Origin of the sequence: Chryseobacterium gallinarum (genome assembly GCF_001021975.1) — a bacterium.
In the GTDB taxonomy this organism is placed as follows: domain Bacteria; phylum Bacteroidota; class Bacteroidia; order Flavobacteriales; family Weeksellaceae; genus Chryseobacterium; species Chryseobacterium gallinarum.
Genome location: NZ_CP009928.1, coordinates 4,618,674 through 4,633,632 on the forward strand (window position 1 = coordinate 4,618,674; position 14,959 = coordinate 4,633,632).

Annotated in this window: 20 protein-coding genes; 11 read left to right on the forward strand and 9 right to left on the reverse strand. The window is 41.3% G+C overall.

Annotated features, from left to right (window positions below; translation table 11 throughout):
* Positions 1-97 precede the first annotated feature (97 nt).
* From OK18_RS20670 to OK18_RS20690, 5 genes are all read left to right on the forward strand, one after another.
* Positions 98-1,153, forward strand: a complete 1,056-nt coding sequence (locus tag OK18_RS20670) for a sensor histidine kinase (protein WP_053329249.1) — start codon at positions 98-100, stop codon at positions 1,151-1,153.
* The gene (locus tag OK18_RS20675; RefSeq protein ID WP_082129246.1) at positions 1,146-1,841 is read left to right on the forward strand and encodes a LytR/AlgR family response regulator transcription factor; all 696 of its coding nucleotides are present in this window, start codon (positions 1,146-1,148) and stop codon (positions 1,839-1,841) included. The genes OK18_RS20670 and OK18_RS20675 overlap by 8 nt, the downstream gene beginning before the upstream one ends.
* Before the next feature lie 350 nt (positions 1,842-2,191).
* Positions 2,192-2,752, forward strand: coding sequence for a hypothetical protein (locus OK18_RS20680; RefSeq protein WP_050020277.1), 561 nt, complete (start codon positions 2,192-2,194; stop codon positions 2,750-2,752).
* 79 nt (positions 2,753-2,831) lie between these two features.
* Positions 2,832-3,536, forward strand: coding sequence for an ABC transporter ATP-binding protein (locus OK18_RS20685; protein ID WP_050020472.1), 705 nt, complete (start codon positions 2,832-2,834; stop codon positions 3,534-3,536).
* 371 nt (positions 3,537-3,907) lie between these two features.
* Positions 3,908-4,342: a hypothetical protein gene (locus tag OK18_RS20690; RefSeq protein WP_053329251.1), complete on the forward strand. Its 435-nt coding sequence runs from the start codon at positions 3,908-3,910 to the stop codon at positions 4,340-4,342.
* 32 nt (positions 4,343-4,374) lie between these two features.
* Here the strand turns inward: OK18_RS20690 and OK18_RS20695 are convergent, their stop codons facing one another.
* The 7 genes from OK18_RS20695 to OK18_RS20725 all read right to left on the reverse strand — a co-directional run bounded on the left by OK18_RS20695 (position 4,375) and on the right by OK18_RS20725 (position 10,814).
* On the reverse strand, positions 4,375-5,175 hold the full coding sequence (locus OK18_RS20695; protein ID WP_050020275.1) for a patatin-like phospholipase family protein: 801 nt from the start codon (positions 5,173-5,175) through the stop codon (positions 4,375-4,377).
* A gap of 147 nt (positions 5,176-5,322) precedes the next feature.
* Complete coding sequence (locus OK18_RS20700) at positions 5,323-5,895, reverse strand: hypothetical protein (RefSeq protein ID WP_053329252.1); 573 nt, start codon at positions 5,893-5,895, stop codon at positions 5,323-5,325.
* Positions 5,896-6,110: 215 nt separating this feature from the next.
* Positions 6,111-7,118 carry a relaxase/mobilization nuclease domain-containing protein gene (locus OK18_RS20705; protein ID WP_053327768.1) on the reverse strand — a complete coding sequence of 336 codons (1,008 nt, stop codon included), beginning with the start codon at positions 7,116-7,118 and terminating at the stop codon, positions 6,111-6,113.
* Complete coding sequence (locus tag OK18_RS21975) at positions 7,108-7,512, reverse strand: plasmid mobilization protein (RefSeq protein ID WP_053327769.1); 405 nt, start codon at positions 7,510-7,512, stop codon at positions 7,108-7,110. The genes OK18_RS20705 and OK18_RS21975 overlap by 11 nt, the downstream gene beginning before the upstream one ends.
* 232 nt (positions 7,513-7,744) lie before the next feature.
* Positions 7,745-8,251: a DUF3408 domain-containing protein gene (locus OK18_RS20715; protein WP_053327770.1), complete on the reverse strand. Its 507-nt coding sequence runs from the start codon at positions 8,249-8,251 to the stop codon at positions 7,745-7,747.
* 3 nt (positions 8,252-8,254) lie between these two features.
* Complete coding sequence (locus OK18_RS20720; RefSeq protein WP_228377665.1) at positions 8,255-9,307, reverse strand: toprim domain-containing protein; 1,053 nt, start codon at positions 9,305-9,307, stop codon at positions 8,255-8,257.
* A gap of 316 nt (positions 9,308-9,623) precedes the next feature.
* On the reverse strand, positions 9,624-10,814 hold the full coding sequence (locus tag OK18_RS20725; RefSeq protein WP_053327771.1) for a VapE domain-containing protein: 1,191 nt from the start codon (positions 10,812-10,814) through the stop codon (positions 9,624-9,626).
* A gap of 50 nt (positions 10,815-10,864) precedes the next feature.
* On the opposite strand from OK18_RS20725, the gene OK18_RS20730 reads away from it, so the two are divergent.
* From OK18_RS20730 to OK18_RS20760, 6 genes are all read left to right on the forward strand, one after another.
* Positions 10,865-11,074, forward strand: a complete 210-nt coding sequence (locus OK18_RS20730) for a hypothetical protein (protein ID WP_053326637.1) — start codon at positions 10,865-10,867, stop codon at positions 11,072-11,074.
* A gap of 376 nt (positions 11,075-11,450) precedes the next feature.
* Complete coding sequence (locus OK18_RS20995) at positions 11,451-11,657, forward strand: helix-turn-helix domain-containing protein (protein WP_228377725.1); 207 nt, start codon at positions 11,451-11,453, stop codon at positions 11,655-11,657.
* A 2-nt stretch (positions 11,658-11,659) separates the two neighbouring features.
* Positions 11,660-11,947 carry a helix-turn-helix domain-containing protein gene (locus OK18_RS21000; RefSeq protein WP_078737269.1) on the forward strand — a complete coding sequence of 96 codons (288 nt, stop codon included), beginning with the start codon at positions 11,660-11,662 and terminating at the stop codon, positions 11,945-11,947.
* Between the two features lie 237 nt (positions 11,948-12,184).
* Positions 12,185-12,718 carry a hypothetical protein gene (locus OK18_RS20745; RefSeq protein ID WP_228377666.1) on the forward strand — a complete coding sequence of 178 codons (534 nt, stop codon included), beginning with the start codon at positions 12,185-12,187 and terminating at the stop codon, positions 12,716-12,718.
* A gap of 4 nt (positions 12,719-12,722) precedes the next feature.
* Positions 12,723-13,319 carry a type 1 glutamine amidotransferase family protein gene (locus OK18_RS20750; protein WP_053326640.1) on the forward strand — a complete coding sequence of 199 codons (597 nt, stop codon included), beginning with the start codon at positions 12,723-12,725 and terminating at the stop codon, positions 13,317-13,319.
* Positions 13,320-13,779: 460 nt separating this feature from the next.
* The gene (locus OK18_RS20760; protein WP_053326641.1) at positions 13,780-14,247 is read left to right on the forward strand and encodes a hypothetical protein; all 468 of its coding nucleotides are present in this window, start codon (positions 13,780-13,782) and stop codon (positions 14,245-14,247) included.
* 51 nt (positions 14,248-14,298) lie between these two features.
* Here the strand turns inward: OK18_RS20760 and OK18_RS21800 are convergent, their stop codons facing one another.
* Entirely contained in the window at positions 14,299-14,469 is a 171-nt protein-coding gene (locus OK18_RS21800) for a tyrosine-type recombinase/integrase (RefSeq protein ID WP_262486617.1), read from the reverse strand.
* Between the two features lie 8 nt (positions 14,470-14,477).
* The gene (locus OK18_RS20765) at positions 14,478-14,930 is read right to left on the reverse strand and encodes a site-specific integrase (RefSeq protein ID WP_228377739.1); all 453 of its coding nucleotides are present in this window, start codon (positions 14,928-14,930) and stop codon (positions 14,478-14,480) included.
* Between the last annotated feature and the right edge of the window lie 29 nt (positions 14,931-14,959).

Below are 14,959 nucleotides of genomic sequence, written 5' to 3' on the forward strand. Positions count from 1 at the left end.
CAAGTCGTCTGAATACAGAACATTGCTGTTGATCACTACATAATGTTATTTGGCATATTTTACATCTGTTATGCTTTAAGATTTTATATTTTTGAGGATGACGAAAGCTTATTTCAGACAAATGTTCTATTTCCAGCTATTTTTTTGGATAGCTTTATTTTTATTCGGAACAATACGCAGCTACAGTGAATATGAGAACGAAAATTTTATAACGCTTACCATCTATCATTTCTGCCATTGGATATTCCAAATCCTGGGAGCGAATATCATTTATTTTATCCTCATCAGATATTTCCTGGACCGGAAAAAGTATATAGAATTTTCAGCATATCTTCTTCTCTGCCTTTATATTATTTCCGTCATTAACAGAATTTTCATAGTCTATTTAGCTGAGCCTTTGTTTATCAATCAGCCAAAAGATAGTCTTACCAGTATTTTTACCGATATCGGGTACCTTTTACTTCATTATACATTTCCTGTTATCAGTGGAGCATTTATTTTTATTTCAGTCATGTTTTTCATCAGATACAGGAATGAAAAGGAAAGCAGTGTACAATTACAGAAAGAAAAGGCAGAATTGGAACTGCAAGCTCTCAAATCTCAGCTGCATCCGCACTTCTTGTTTAATACTTTAAATAATATTTATGCTCTTTCATTGAGCCATTCAGAAAAAACTTCTCAATCCATCAGCCAGCTTTCGGATATTTTAGATTACATTTTATATCAGGGACAGAAAAAATGGGTTCCGGTTTCTGATGAACTCAATATCATTGATAATTATATTGCTTTGGAAAGCCTCAGATATACGCATGAAAGGTTAAAAATAAACAAACAAACCGTATTCAATTCTTACAATACCATACCTCCGCTTCTTTACCTCACCCTGGTAGAAAATGCTTTCAAACACGGTGCAGGCATGAATACTGATCAGACAGTCATCCAGATCAATATAGAAACCCATACTGCCCATTCATTTTTCAGTATTGAAAATACATATACCGATCATCAGGACAAAGACCCTAAAAATGGCATCGGATTGAAGAATATCAGAAAACAGCTGGAACATTATTATCATGAACAATTCACATTCCAGGTTTCGCAAAAAAAAAATATTTTTAAAGTAGAAATAACGACACCGTCACATTATGATTAATTGTATTATTGTGGATGATGAGCCTCTGGCATCAGCATTGCTTGAGAATCATATTTCCAAAATAGATCACCTAAGATTGGTGGGAAAAGCTGAAAACGCCATAGAAGCCTATAAAATACTTCATAACCAGAATATTGACCTGATGTTCCTGGATATCCAGATGCCCCATCTCAATGGAATCGATTTTTTAAAATCCCTGTCACAAAAGCCAAAAACTGTTTTTACCACAGCCTATCGTGATTTTGCCATTGAGGGTTTCGAACTGGAGGCAGTAGATTATATTTTGAAACCCATTACTTTTGATCGCTTTTTCAGAGCTGTAGAGCGTGTTTTAAGGAATAAAACCGATCCTGATGAAGATTATATCATTATCAGGACAAATGCTATGTACCGGAAGATTGCCCTTCCGGAAATTGTATATTTTGAAAGTTGCGGGAATGATATCAAAATATTTTTACACACTAATGAGTGTCTTGTTTCAAAAACAAAAATAACCGATCTGGAGGTCACTCTTACGTCTAAAGGTTTTGTTAGGATCCACAGGTCTTTTATCATCAATTCTCATTATGTAAAAGCCTTCAATCATCATGAAATACTTATAGACAAGTACCGGATTCCCGTAGGAAGAAGCTATAAAAAAGGGTTTGATGTATTTATTTCAGGACTGTCAAAAAATAAGTTAATATAAAACTGTGTTATAGCAGCTTATCGCTTTCAGGTAAATTTTTAACCTTTTTTTGTCAACAATTATTAATTTAAAACTAATTTTTAGTTATTTCAACCTGTTTTTCAATACCTTATACGATATTAATATTATATTACCTTTAGTCACTTATCACTGCAGTTCTTTGATTCGAATTTATAATTAACTGATTTTCAATGCATTATATCTTATCAGTTCAGCATAACAACTATGGCTTATTCCTGATGGATATTAAAAAAAAGTATTACTTTTGTTTGAACGAATAAAATTGTTTTTTAGCTTTTTTATTAGTAAGTTTATGTGCACCAATTTATTAAAACGTTAAAATTCATTCCATGAGAAAAATAATTCTACTTATTACATGCATGTTCAGTATTTCAGTTTTCTCACAGATTAAAGTGTTGAAAAATGAAAGTTTAGTAGAAATTGGTAAAGATAATTCCGTTGGTCTCTATAAAAAGGAAGATAAATTTACAATCAACTATCAGGATCGGAATACCAGTAACCTGAATACCATCAGATCTTTTTCATTTCAAAACCTGAACGGAGATGTATCAGGATTATATAAACTGATTATGGATGGATTTATATCTGCTCCAACTGAAAATATTATCCTGGAACTTCCTAATGATATCATTGAGCTTCATTACGAAAGAAATTATGGTCAACAAACGGTACAATTTATCCAGATCATTAACAAAAACCGGAAATATATAGGAAAATCACAGTTTTTAACACAAAAACAAGTGGAGAAAATCTTCGGCAGAACCAATGGTAAATATGCTTTGTACGATAAACCTGCCAGTATGAACCACAATCCTGCTAAATCGGGCTCAAATACGGCCTCTACCGCTGCACCGGCTTCAGGTAGCAATGGGAAAAAATCAAGAAAATAATTTTATTTTATAAATATTGCGAAACTCATTCTATAGGATGAGTTTTTTTATTTTATTTTTGCAGAAAGACATTACAATTATGCCGCTTCAGATAATCGATTTAACTAAAAAATTTGGTGAACAGACAGCTCTTGACAACATCAATATTACCATTGACAAAAATGAGATCATTGGACTGCTGGGCCCTAACGGTGCCGGAAAGTCAACCCTAATGAAATCTATTGTTGGGGCTTTAAAAATTGATCAGGGTGAGATTATCTTTAACGGGCAAAATATTACGGAACACGAGATTGAAGCCAAGAAAAAAATAGGATTTCTTCCTGAAAACAATCCGCTCTATCTGGAGATGTATGTAAAAGAATACCTTCAGTTTGTAGCCAACATTCATAAAATTCCTGAATCCAGAGTAGAAGAAGTTATTGAACTGGTAGGAATTACTCCTGAGAAATCAAAAAAAATCGGCCAATTATCAAAAGGGTACAAACAACGTGTAGGCCTGGCACAAGCCATCATCCATCAGCCGGATCTGTTGATCCTGGATGAACCGACCAATGGATTAGACCCGAATCAGATTCTTGAAATCAGAAATGTGGTGAAGCAAATTGGCCAGCAGAAGACAGTTTTACTTTCCACACACATTATGCAGGAAGTAGAAGCGCTTTGTTCAAGGGTTATTCTTATCCATAAAGGAAATATTCTCCAGGACTGCCCTATTGATGAATTTAAAGGGAAATTCAACAGTCTGGAAGAGGCTTTTGCCAGCTATACTGCAATTTCAAACTAACACTAAAGGATCTGCCTTTGATTTAAACTACCAAAAGCGAGAGCAAAAAATACCCCCAAACATCTGTGTCAATCTGCGTCATCTGTGGTGAAAATTAAAACCACAAAAGTCACAAAAGTTTTTGAACACTTTAGTTTCTGAAGTTAAAATGATAACGTTGAGAAGTGCACAAAAGTTTAAAAATCAAAGATTTTTGTAATGCACATACCCACATAATCCGCGAGCAAAAAATATCCCCAAACATCTGTGTACATCAGCGTCATCCGTGGTAAATTTTGAAAGCACTACTCAGTGAACATATAATTTTATTTCTCACAGGACAATGGCTTCATATTTGATGGAATCTGAACTGTTAACCAATAACCAATATCATGATCAGACAGCTTTTATTAGGGACTTTCTGTTTAGCGCAATTTTCTTTTGCCTACGCCAAAGAAATTCCGGATAACTCCAATACCACCGCCTCTCATGCTACTTTCCAAAAAGTACCTAAGACAGTGATTATTAAAACTAAAAAGTTTAAAATAAGAATCGATAAACAGCCAAACGGTAAATACCTGTATCAATCCTGGAATGCCAATTCAAAAATTACAGCGAAACCCAGTATGATTATCAGTGATGGAGAACTTATCCCTGATGGCAGCGGAGGCAATTATTATATCAGCTTTAGTAATGCCGGCCACACTTATCAAGTATGGAGAAATTATCTTACAGATTCTGCTAAAAAAGCCCCTTATACATTAACCGTAACAGATGAAAACGACCGTGAAGTTGTAAGGGAAGACGGACAGATTGTTAAGAATTAAAAATAAAAACCTGCGATGTGCAGGTTTTATTTTTATGTTCCGGATTGTCTTAGGTGGGTCAGGAAACGGCTACTCTCATAACTTTCTTTTGCCGCTTTATATCCGATATTAAAAATCTGTTCCAGCCTGTCCTTTTTCCGTTCAAAGGTTCCGTAGCCTGCTAATTTCTGCGAGGAAATAAACCAGTCGCAATAATCAAATTTCACTTTCTCAACCCGGTAGGAAAGCAGGTCATAGGAACGGGATACAATAGCTTTGATTGAATTCAGGTCCTGAATTTTCGCTTCATTCGGAGGGGATACAAATACACCGATCAGCCGGTCACATTCGTCTCTGATGATATCTGCCGGAAAATTGTTCAGTACTCCTCCATCACAATACATTTCATCCCCGATTATATAAGGAGTGGTAACTCCCGGAATAGAACATGACGCTATAATTGCGTCCACAATTTCAAAGTTGTCATCAAAAATTTTCTGTGTTCCTGAAACCAGTTCGGTGGCTACAATTTTCACTTTTATATCCAAATCACCCAATTTCATATCATGAAAGATAGGCTTAAGATAATTCCTGAATATAATAGAAGAAACAAGACCCGGTTGATTAAATGTAAAATGTTTCCAGTTAAAAAAATACACAGAATTGAAAAAATCCATGATTTCATTTGGCGTTTTTCCTATTGCATGGAGGCAACCTACAATAGAACCTGCGCTACAGCAGGCCAGAATGTCAATTTCTATATTTTTTTCTTCCAAGAATTTTAATACTCCAGCGTGAGCGATCCCTTTGGTACCGCCTCCTGATAATACAAGCCCTACTTTATCAAAATTCATAGAATAAATTTAAGAAAACAGAGTGAGATAATCAGATTAATTTTTATAAATATGCCGATTTTAAAATTATTTTAACAAAAACAAGAGTCAGCCTTTGCTTTCTCCTTTGAACAGAAGACTACAAAGTGCTTAATTTCATCCTGATAATTACTCTAATGCTTCGTCATACAGTTGTAAAAGCTCTGCATGTTCTTTTTCAGTCTTCGCCGATTTGAGTTTTTCCTGAAGATCCGGACGATCTTTAAACAGCTTTTTTAAATTGTTTCTGAAGTCACTGAAAGGCTTTTCCTGGTAGAGAATATTTTTATTTTTATCTACCAGATAATAAATAATTTGAACACCTGGTGATAGAATCGAATTATCAAACGCTTTATACCAGTTGATGTTTTTTCCTTCATAAACTACCTCAACCAATCCTTTTTCCTGAATAAATTTATCCGTTGAGGCAAAATATTCATGAGGCAGCTTATTCTCATCTACAATTTTTATATACCTCACCTTATCTATGGGAACCCAGGTTGTATTTCCATTTTCATCCATCATTTTCATTTTGAATAAGATGGTAGCAAATGAGTATTTTTTGTTGGTATACATACCGGTATTCCGGACTTTAGCCTTGATGGTGTCACCGGCACTTTTCAAAACATATTCTGCCGGGAAATATCTTTTGTTTTCTTTTTCCTGGGAAAAAACAGAAGTAAAGCAAAAGATCCCATGCAACTTTTTGCCTGCGAACTATCTTGCTGAGGAGCAGAGTGTTACCATTTAGTAGTGAATAGATAGGTAACGATTAAGAAATGAGCGGAGTGCTTTGAGGTACACTGTTTTGAATAGCCAAAGAACGCTCACTATTATCACTTGCAAAGATATTGATTTGTGAGCAAAAGTGAGCGTTCTTTCGTGATTTTCTTCTTTGAGAAGAGAGAATTTGTTCCCTACATCCTTCGTCCCCGTTTCTTTCTCTTGTTGGCTTCGTGGCGCAGTCTCCGCTGAAAGGCGGTTTCGGCATAATTCTCTCCATGGACTTGGAAGTCCAGTACACCGCCAACACCCGATGCAATCCCTTCGGCAACAACATCCACTACGCTCTCAACAAGGCTTGGTTCAGGACTTGGTGTTGGCTGTCGCTTTTCTTCTTGTAAAGGGCTTTTCGGCTGATAAATTGGAACAGAAGAGTGATAGGGAGCAGCATAGGACAGCCCGAATTGTTTCAGCAGCGAGTTATATCCAAACTCTCGTCCTATTTCCGAAGCCTTGAAAGTCTGCCCCTCAAAATGAAACTTCAGTCCATAGATGCTACCTTTCTTGTTCGTCATCTGTTCCACGATTACACCTTGTCGTCTCAAATCATATCGAAAGGATGCGTAGCCATTCAGTCCGCCATTCGCATACTTTCCCAACAGTCCATAAGCCATTGTGCGCAGTTTCTCCCTGCTCGCCTCCCGTGTCTGATTGGCTCTCGGCTTTTGATAGCGTTTTTCTGCCCGTATCTCATTGGCAATCGTCAGACCGTGTTTGCGACTCAGCTCTTCTGCCACTCGTGCTGCCTTGTTACTTACAAAGGTCGTATCATAAACCGCCCCGTTCATACTCATCCGATTGGCAATGATATGAATGTGCAGATTGTCGGTATCCTTATGCGTAACGGCTACCACCTGATGCTCCTGCAATTTCATCGCTTGGATAAATTCACAGGCTATCCCTTGGAGCTTCTTCCAATTCATCCCTGCTTCATCTTTCGGAGCGATACCGATTTCCATCCGCAGGAACTTGTTGCGACAACGACTGTTGAACCGACTGACAAGGTTCATCTCTTCGTATATTCTCTTTGCCGTATCTCCACAAAGGTTCTGGATTAAGAGCTTATTCTTGAGTTTCGTTTCTCGGAAGATATACTCCAACGCCGTCTTACCGTGCGCTATGGCTTTGCACTTAGCTATCATTGCGCTTGATATTTAGAACATCATATACCTCGTCCGTAATCCGATACCGAGGGCTGTAAAATCGCTCGAAAGCGTGTAGCGAGATGCAAGAAAGGTTCTTGGCAATAGTAACCCAAGAGGGGTCTTTCGTCTTAATCAAGTTGGAAATATGACTGAAGAAGTAGCTGACCCGTTGCAAGACCCGAATAGCTTCCCGTTCGTGTTCTCCCAATTGAGGAACGGCAACAATCTCCCCCGTAAGCAACGCCTCCCGACAGAACTCGGAGAGCTTCTTGCCCGTCCGTTCCGCTCGCTTTTGTATCCTCGTTTTCTCCTCTTCGGAGCAACGTATCCGAAGAAAGCAGGTCTTATTCGACTTCTTATCCCGTTTCTCTTTATCTGTTTTTGGTTTCATATTAGTTTGTTCACTAAGGCATTCCAGCCGATGAGAACGAAGTGATTACGGCTCTCCCCCCGAGCGCAGCGGTAAAGGGGGCAAGTGCAGTTTGTGGCTACAAACTGACGTCTTGCAATGTTACCGATGAAATACATTCGCATATACTATGATTTGCTTCCATTACTTGTTCTTCTTGCCTTTTGAGAATGCCGATTATTCATTTCATCACTGATGGCTCGGAATGCCGGGATTAAAGTTTGCGCCAGCGTTCTATATCCTCGCTGTATTCTTCCAAATGTCGGAGGGCTATGCTCTCCAAGAAACTCGAAACATTCGCCCCGTAATCGCCCAAGCGACGGACAACGAACTCCAAGCGTTCCCACGTGGAGCGACTGAGATAGGTTGCCTTTCTGTCGATGATTTTATGGGGTGTGAGAAAAGCTTCCCGATAGCTCTCCAAGCTTTCTTGTCGTTGCTTGTGGCTGATGCGTTTCGGAGTGCTTGATACCTCTTGTTGCTTTTCCTGTTTGGAATGCTCTGCTTTCACGGCTTCCTTTACTTCACTCAAAGACTCGGAAGGCAACGTTTGCTCGGAGACGGAGGAATGCGGAGAGCTTTCAGATTGCCCCGATTGCTCTATCTGCTTTGCTTCTTGTTTGGTAGAGATGGCTTTACTGACAATTTTGGAAAGTATCTGTGAGCCATCGGAGTCTTTGGGATGGTTCAAGTAATGAGATAAATCAAATTCCTCTTTCATGGCTTATTTGAGTTTACGTTTGACAATAACAGGGCGTACCGTTCGCCCTCTCTCGATTTCTAATGAGCTTTCTCCCGATTGGTAATTAGTAATCTTTGGATTGCCAATTAGCTTTTTCTGCTGTTGAGAGTATTGAGCAACGTGGTACTCATTGAGGTCTTTGTATCGGGAATAGTGTCGGCTCATATCCTCCACGTTGATACCTGCCGATTGTAAAGAATGTAGGGCTTGTCGTCCAGCTTGGTCGTTATCGAAGAAAGCTTGAACGGAATCGATACCTTTCTCGTGGAGATAGGCAATGGCTCGTGGGAGATTGCTGACAGAGTTCAGTACAAGGCAGGGAGCAGTTTCTTTTCCTTTCATCGTGAGAAGGGAAAGGAAATCCATAAAGCCCTCAAAGATGCAGTGAGGAGCATTGTTCGCTTCTCCTGCAATCAGAGAAATATCCTTTGGAGCTATCGTTCCCTTGAATGTCTTGTCGTCTCGGAGTTCATATCCTCCTGCACGATTGGCAAAGCCGATGGCAGAATACTCTCTTCCTCCTACTTCGTAGCGAATATGACGGAGATAAGGACTTGCCACGGCAAGGTCTATCCTGCGTACCTCTCGAAGATAGTTTTGCAGATACAGGGGCAACTCTTCGTTGATGAAGAGAATACGCCTTACATTACTTGGTCGCTGTTCACCTCTTATCTGTCCTGTGTGAGTTTCACGATGAAAGGAAGAGGAAGCGAAGGTTATCGCTTTCCCTTCGGCAAGATGCGCCATTGCTTCGTAGGCACTGCATCCTTGCATCTTCATCACAAGGTCTATGATGCTTCCACCTTGGCTTGTCCCATAGTCGTGCCACAAGTTTTGCCGAAAGTCCACTTTCAGGCTGGCATTGGGGTCTTCTCTGTAGAGTGCGTGATAAAGGGCATAGCCGTTGTAACGCTTGGCAGGCTTGATACCGCAGGCGTGCAGATAGTCTGCTATCGGTATCGCCTTGATGTATTGTAGGTCGTAATATTCGTTGTTCATTGCTGTTATCGTTGGATTGGAATTGTTCGTATTCATAGTTCGCTCTGTTTTCTCTTTTTGGAATTTTCCTCTTTTTATCTTACTACTCTTCTACATTCAGATAAGAGATTGACAGTGAAAGAGAAAAGTGTAACACTTCATTCTGTTTTATCCTTCTACACCTCCTGTCTACACCTTTTCTCATTCATTCTTCCGTAGAAGCGTAGAAAGATGGTAGTAAGCCGTGTTGCAAGATGAATCCCTCCTGCAATCCTTTCTCTTTCACTGTATTATCCTTAGTTGTAGTAACGTAGTAAGGAGAATAGGAAAGAAAAGAGAAAGAAGTATTGCAAGGAGGGGTAACAACAAGGTGCTATGGCGGTTGCTCGGGGTAAATCTTACGGACGGCATAGACATATACGGGATTGCCGTTTATCCTGCGACACTCCTTTGTATAGCCAGCCTTTCGTAAGGCTTCCCCCATCCGTTTGGTGGAGAGGGATTGTCGGGTATAGCAGGAGAGGTAACCCACTATCTCCGAATTGGTCATATAGAAGCGTTTTGTTGCCGTCTCTGCCTCCGTGGGAAAGGTGAAATAGCGGAGCAACAGTTCCATCTCTGTCGTATAGACTTGGAAGGCTTCGCTGTTTCTATGCAATTCAATAATCTCTTCATCATTGAACCAATAGCGAAACCCTTCATTCAACCGTGTCTTGGCTTCGCTGTAAACGGCATCCATCGGAATGCTCTTGGCTCGGTCTATCTCTATCGCCAGCACCTCAAAAGGGAGGAAGCGTCTGCTCCCTGTCGGGTCGGTGAGGAAGTCGTTGCCATTGACCGAAGCCACGAAACTTGCCAAGTGGGGTCGCTCCTCGATATGCTTCTCGTAAGGCATACGGTACTTCACCTGCGGACAGGTAATGAGATTCTTCAGTTCGTTCTCGTCCCGTTTATTGAGGGCTTTGAGTTGGTCGTCAATATTGATGATAAGGTTTTGCCCGATAAGACTCAGCACGTCCTTCTCCTGTGGATATATCTTCCCCGTATAGCGGTAATCGGAGAGAGACGGAGGGCAGAGCAGGTCAAGGAACGTGGTTTTGAATTTTCCCTGCTCACCTGTCAGCACAAGGCAGGTATGGTTACGACATTGCTTGTCGTCCATTGCGTTGGCGACCACCGCAACCAGCCACTTGGTGAGGTATTCTTTCCACTTCTCGGGATTGGTTACACTCACGCAGTCGGCAAGGGCGGTGATAGCTTCCGCATTTCCTTTCGTCAGTGGTAAGGCTTGGAAATAGGTTTGTACAGGATTAACACGTGGGGAGAAATCGCTTTCGATGATGCTGTACAGGTTCTCGGGCGAGGTCTGTACATCGGCTTCCTTATCTAAAGCTCGTTTGAGGGTATTGATACGGTAGCGGTCTACGGCTGTATAATCGTCCGTTCCTCGTGGACGGTACTCCGCTCGGTGCAATACGGTATTGTACCGAAACTCGTAACGAGCCGAAAGGAACTCTTCTATTTGCGTGTTCTTGGAGAGGTTGTCCTTCTCTTCTTTTTTCATTGTTCGTATCTCTTTTATTTGCTTGATTTTGAACTTTCATCCGAAAACGGATGCTGAAACCAAGTTACAGAGGCGAACATAGAGTCCCAAGGCTGGTGTGTCTGTTGCTTCGAGGTACAGAGAAATGCTCTGAAAATGGATGGGATAAACAGGGAAAATCGGGACAAAAACACTCAAAAGGAGAGAACAGAGAAGAGAACGGCTCTGCAAACGACTTCATCGGATTGCCAACGTCTGCACCCTTTTTCTTCGAGGGATAGGCAAGCGAGAATTATCATTGGTGAGAGAGCATCCAAAAGATGCCGAGTAATCAAAGAAAAGATACCGAGCAATCTCACGGTCGCTCGGTATCTTTTTCCCGTTGTGTCGTGTGGACATTTCACATCATATCGAAGCCACAAGTACGCACTTAGAGAAAAGGGGGTGAAACAGGCGGTTTGTGCTTGTACATTTGCCTGCGATTTCCTGCTGTTTCCCTTGATTTCATCGGTTCTTGGGACAAGGATTTCGCTTGCATACATTTGCACCGAAAAGAGAAAAACGACAATTAAAAACGATATTGATATGAGATTTACCGCCATCGACACCTCCGCGTGGGAGGAACTGAAAAAGAGCATCGAAGAGCTGGCTCTTTGTATGCGAGAACAATTCGGAACGAAGCCCGAAGTCCCCGACCTGTTGCACAACGGGGACGTGTGCCGAATACTGAACATCAGCAAGCGAACGCTCCAACACTATCGGGACACGTCCGTGCTGCCCTTTATCCAAATCGGGCATAAATGCTATTACAAACGTGAGGATGTGGAAGCACTCCTCGAAAAGTCGAACCGAAAGATACAATGACTATGGAACACGAAATCGTAAACAAAGAAACACCCGAGATGAAAGAACTCATCTCAGGCATTAGGGAAGTAAGTAAACGTATTCGGGAAATTGCCCAAACGCACCGTCCGCTCTTCGGGGGAGAAATCTACCTCACGGGGCGAGAGGTCTGCGAACGCCTTTTCGTCAGTCCTCGCACCTTGCAAGACTATCGGGACAAGGGCATTATTCCCTACACGCAGATTGCAGGGAAAATACTCTACAAACTTTCCGACATCAACCGACTGCTGCAAGAGAATTATAGGAGATAGAGCCTCTTGTAAGGAATGTTCCCCTGCCGTTTGGCAACCACATAGAAAGAACATTCCGAATGGTCACCTCAAAGATACCGAGCAATCTCGCAATCGCTCGGTATTTTTTTTGGATTGCTCGGTATCTTTTTCGCAATAAGTCGAGTATATTTGCGTTATCAGGACAAAGCAACATCTTCCGCAAGCGAAATCCTCCGACTTCGGAAGAGGGAGCAAAGGGGGAAACACTACTGAATTATGGCAAATAAACCAATGAAGCTTATGAATGATTTTATCAATGCTCTATGTAGCAATGCAAGGAATGAACGAATTCCCGAAGAACACGACTTCTTTGGCTGCTTGATAGGTGAATGGAACATCGTGTGGAACGACCATTTGGAAGATGCCGAACCACGAAAAGTAAAGGGCGAATGGATATTTTCCCGAGTATTGGACGGTACGGCAGTTCAAGACCTCTTTATCGTTCCCTCTCGCAAGGAACGCCTGATAGATAAACAACTTGATGCCGAATACGGAACGACACTCCGTATTTTCAATCCCAAGACAATGGCGTGGGATATATTCTACGGTTGTATGGGCGAGGCTATCCGACTGACAGCCCGAAAGGTCGGCGAAGAAATTATCCTGACCGAAAACACGACGGAAAAAATGAGGTATGTATTCTCTGATATTGCGACTTCTTCTTTTCTGTGGAGAAAAGAGCGAATAAACGAAAACGGCGAGTGGCAAACCGTGGCGAAAGTAACGGCAGAGAGAAAACAAAATAAATGAACTGATGATGAAACAGAAAGTCTTATTTATCTTATTGAATGAATATACCGATTGGGAGGGAGCTTTTCTCTCCACGGCTCTTCACGTGGGTGTGATACCGGGCGGTGAAATAAAATACGAAGTGCATACCGTTGCACCGACATCGGACGCTGTCCGTTCAATTGGAGGTTTCAGAACTTTACCCGATTATTCTTTCGAGAATATGCCGAAAGATTATGCCGCCTTAGTGCTTATCGGTGGCAACCGTTGGACCTCGCCCGAAGCGAAACTTGTCATACCTTTGGTACAGAAGACTTTGGATAAAGGTAAAATTGTCGGGGCAATATGCAATGGTGCTTCATTCCTATGTTCACATGGTTTCTTGAACAACGTAAAACACACAGGCAACGGTCTCGACCAACTCAAAAAATGGGGCGGTTCCGGTTACACTAATGCGGAGAATTATGTGGAAGCACAAGCCGTTAGTGACAAGAATATTGTTACGGCAAATGGTGTAGGGCATTTGGAATTCACTCGTGAGATGCTTCTATTGCTGAAAGCCAACAATCCCGAGCAGATAGAGGCTTGGTACGATTTCTATAAAAATGGTTTCGTGAGATAAAGTTATTTTTCTGAGATACTAAACTTTATGTTCGTAACGTCAAACATAAGAGCCACGTTTCCATGCAATTTACAGAGCGTTTGGCAAGTTGTAACATCGCTAACAGACTATTCGTGGAGAAGTGATGTTGAAAAGATAGAGATCATATCAGACACGCAATTTGTAGAAATAACGAAGAGTGGATATAAGACAACTTTCACGATAACAAGACAAGAACCTTGTTGTCGATGGGAATTTGATTTGGAGAATGACAATATGAGAGGGCATTGGGTTTGGTGTTTTCAGTGGAAATGAAAAGACAGCCTCGATTGATTTCACGGAGTACATAGAACCAAAGAAATGGTTTCCCAAACCGCTTGTAAAGATATATTTGAAGTACATGCAAGTCAGATATGTCAGGGATTTAAGGCAGACTTTGAAAAGAATATGACCATAGATTTTATCTGAAAATAAAAAAGCTATGCCACAAATAACCAAAGGAGGAAAGTTTATCTTCGGAATCTCTCATATTCGGGAAGATTTGACAATTCAGATACCAAAACAAGCTATCCATGAATATGCTCTTGCTGATATTGAAAACATCATTCTGATTACAGGAAGTAAAGCGACGGGAGGCTTCTGTATAACGACTTATCCACTTCTTTCTTCTTCAAAACTGTGTCATATATTGACAAATTGTCCTCAACTAAGGGAACAGACGCTACCAATGGGCAAACTGATAACCTATAAAGGAAGGGGTTATACTTGGGTGCCAATAGGAGAAGGAGGAATGATCAGCCTAACCCCTGAATTGATGAAGGCATTAAGATTGCAAGTCCATTCTGAATTATTGGCTATCAGAAGTAGCAATATCGCTTTCACAATGGGAGCAAAAGGGCCGTTGTGGGAAAAAGCGCAGGCTTTCAATGGTGAAATTACACGATATTAGTCGTAGAAAGGACTTGCTCCATAAAACGAAGCAAGTCCTTTCTGTTTAGTCTTAACCTCTCCTTTTTTGTGTGAGTTTCTCCATATCCTTTGAAATCTTGCTGTCCGTGATTTGAGCGTAGATTTGCGTGCTGGCAATAGAGGAATGCCCCATCATTTTGGCAATGCTCTCCATCGGAATACCTGCCTCTAAAGTCAGTGTGCCGAAGCTATGTCGTGCCATGTGCCAAGTTAGCGGAGTGGCGAATACCACAAGCCAAACCAATCGTTTTGAGGTAAGTGGGATAATTTGCCTTTACTTATCGTATCGGGAAATACCTTGTAATCCCCCTTGCTCTTCTCTTTCGTGTAAAGGGCGAGTATCTGCTCCGCTATCGGATGCAGGGGTATCAAACTCTCTACCTCCGTTTTCTGTCTTGCCTTGCGGATATATCGCTTCCCCTCGCTGTTCGTTTCGATTTGCGAAGCTCGGAGGCTCTGCAAGTCGGCGAATGCCAACCCCGTAAAGACAGAGAAAAGAAACATTCTTCGGCTCAGTTCCGCCCCTTCCTCCTGCAACGGGAATGCCAAGAGCTTTGCCACCTCGCCCTTGCTCAGGAAACGAGGTTTGCGCTCCACGGCTTCATACTTCACCTCTTCAAACGGATTGAAGCGTATTGTCCCTTGGCTGACAGCTCGGTACATCAACCGACTCAACCAACAGAGATGCTTGT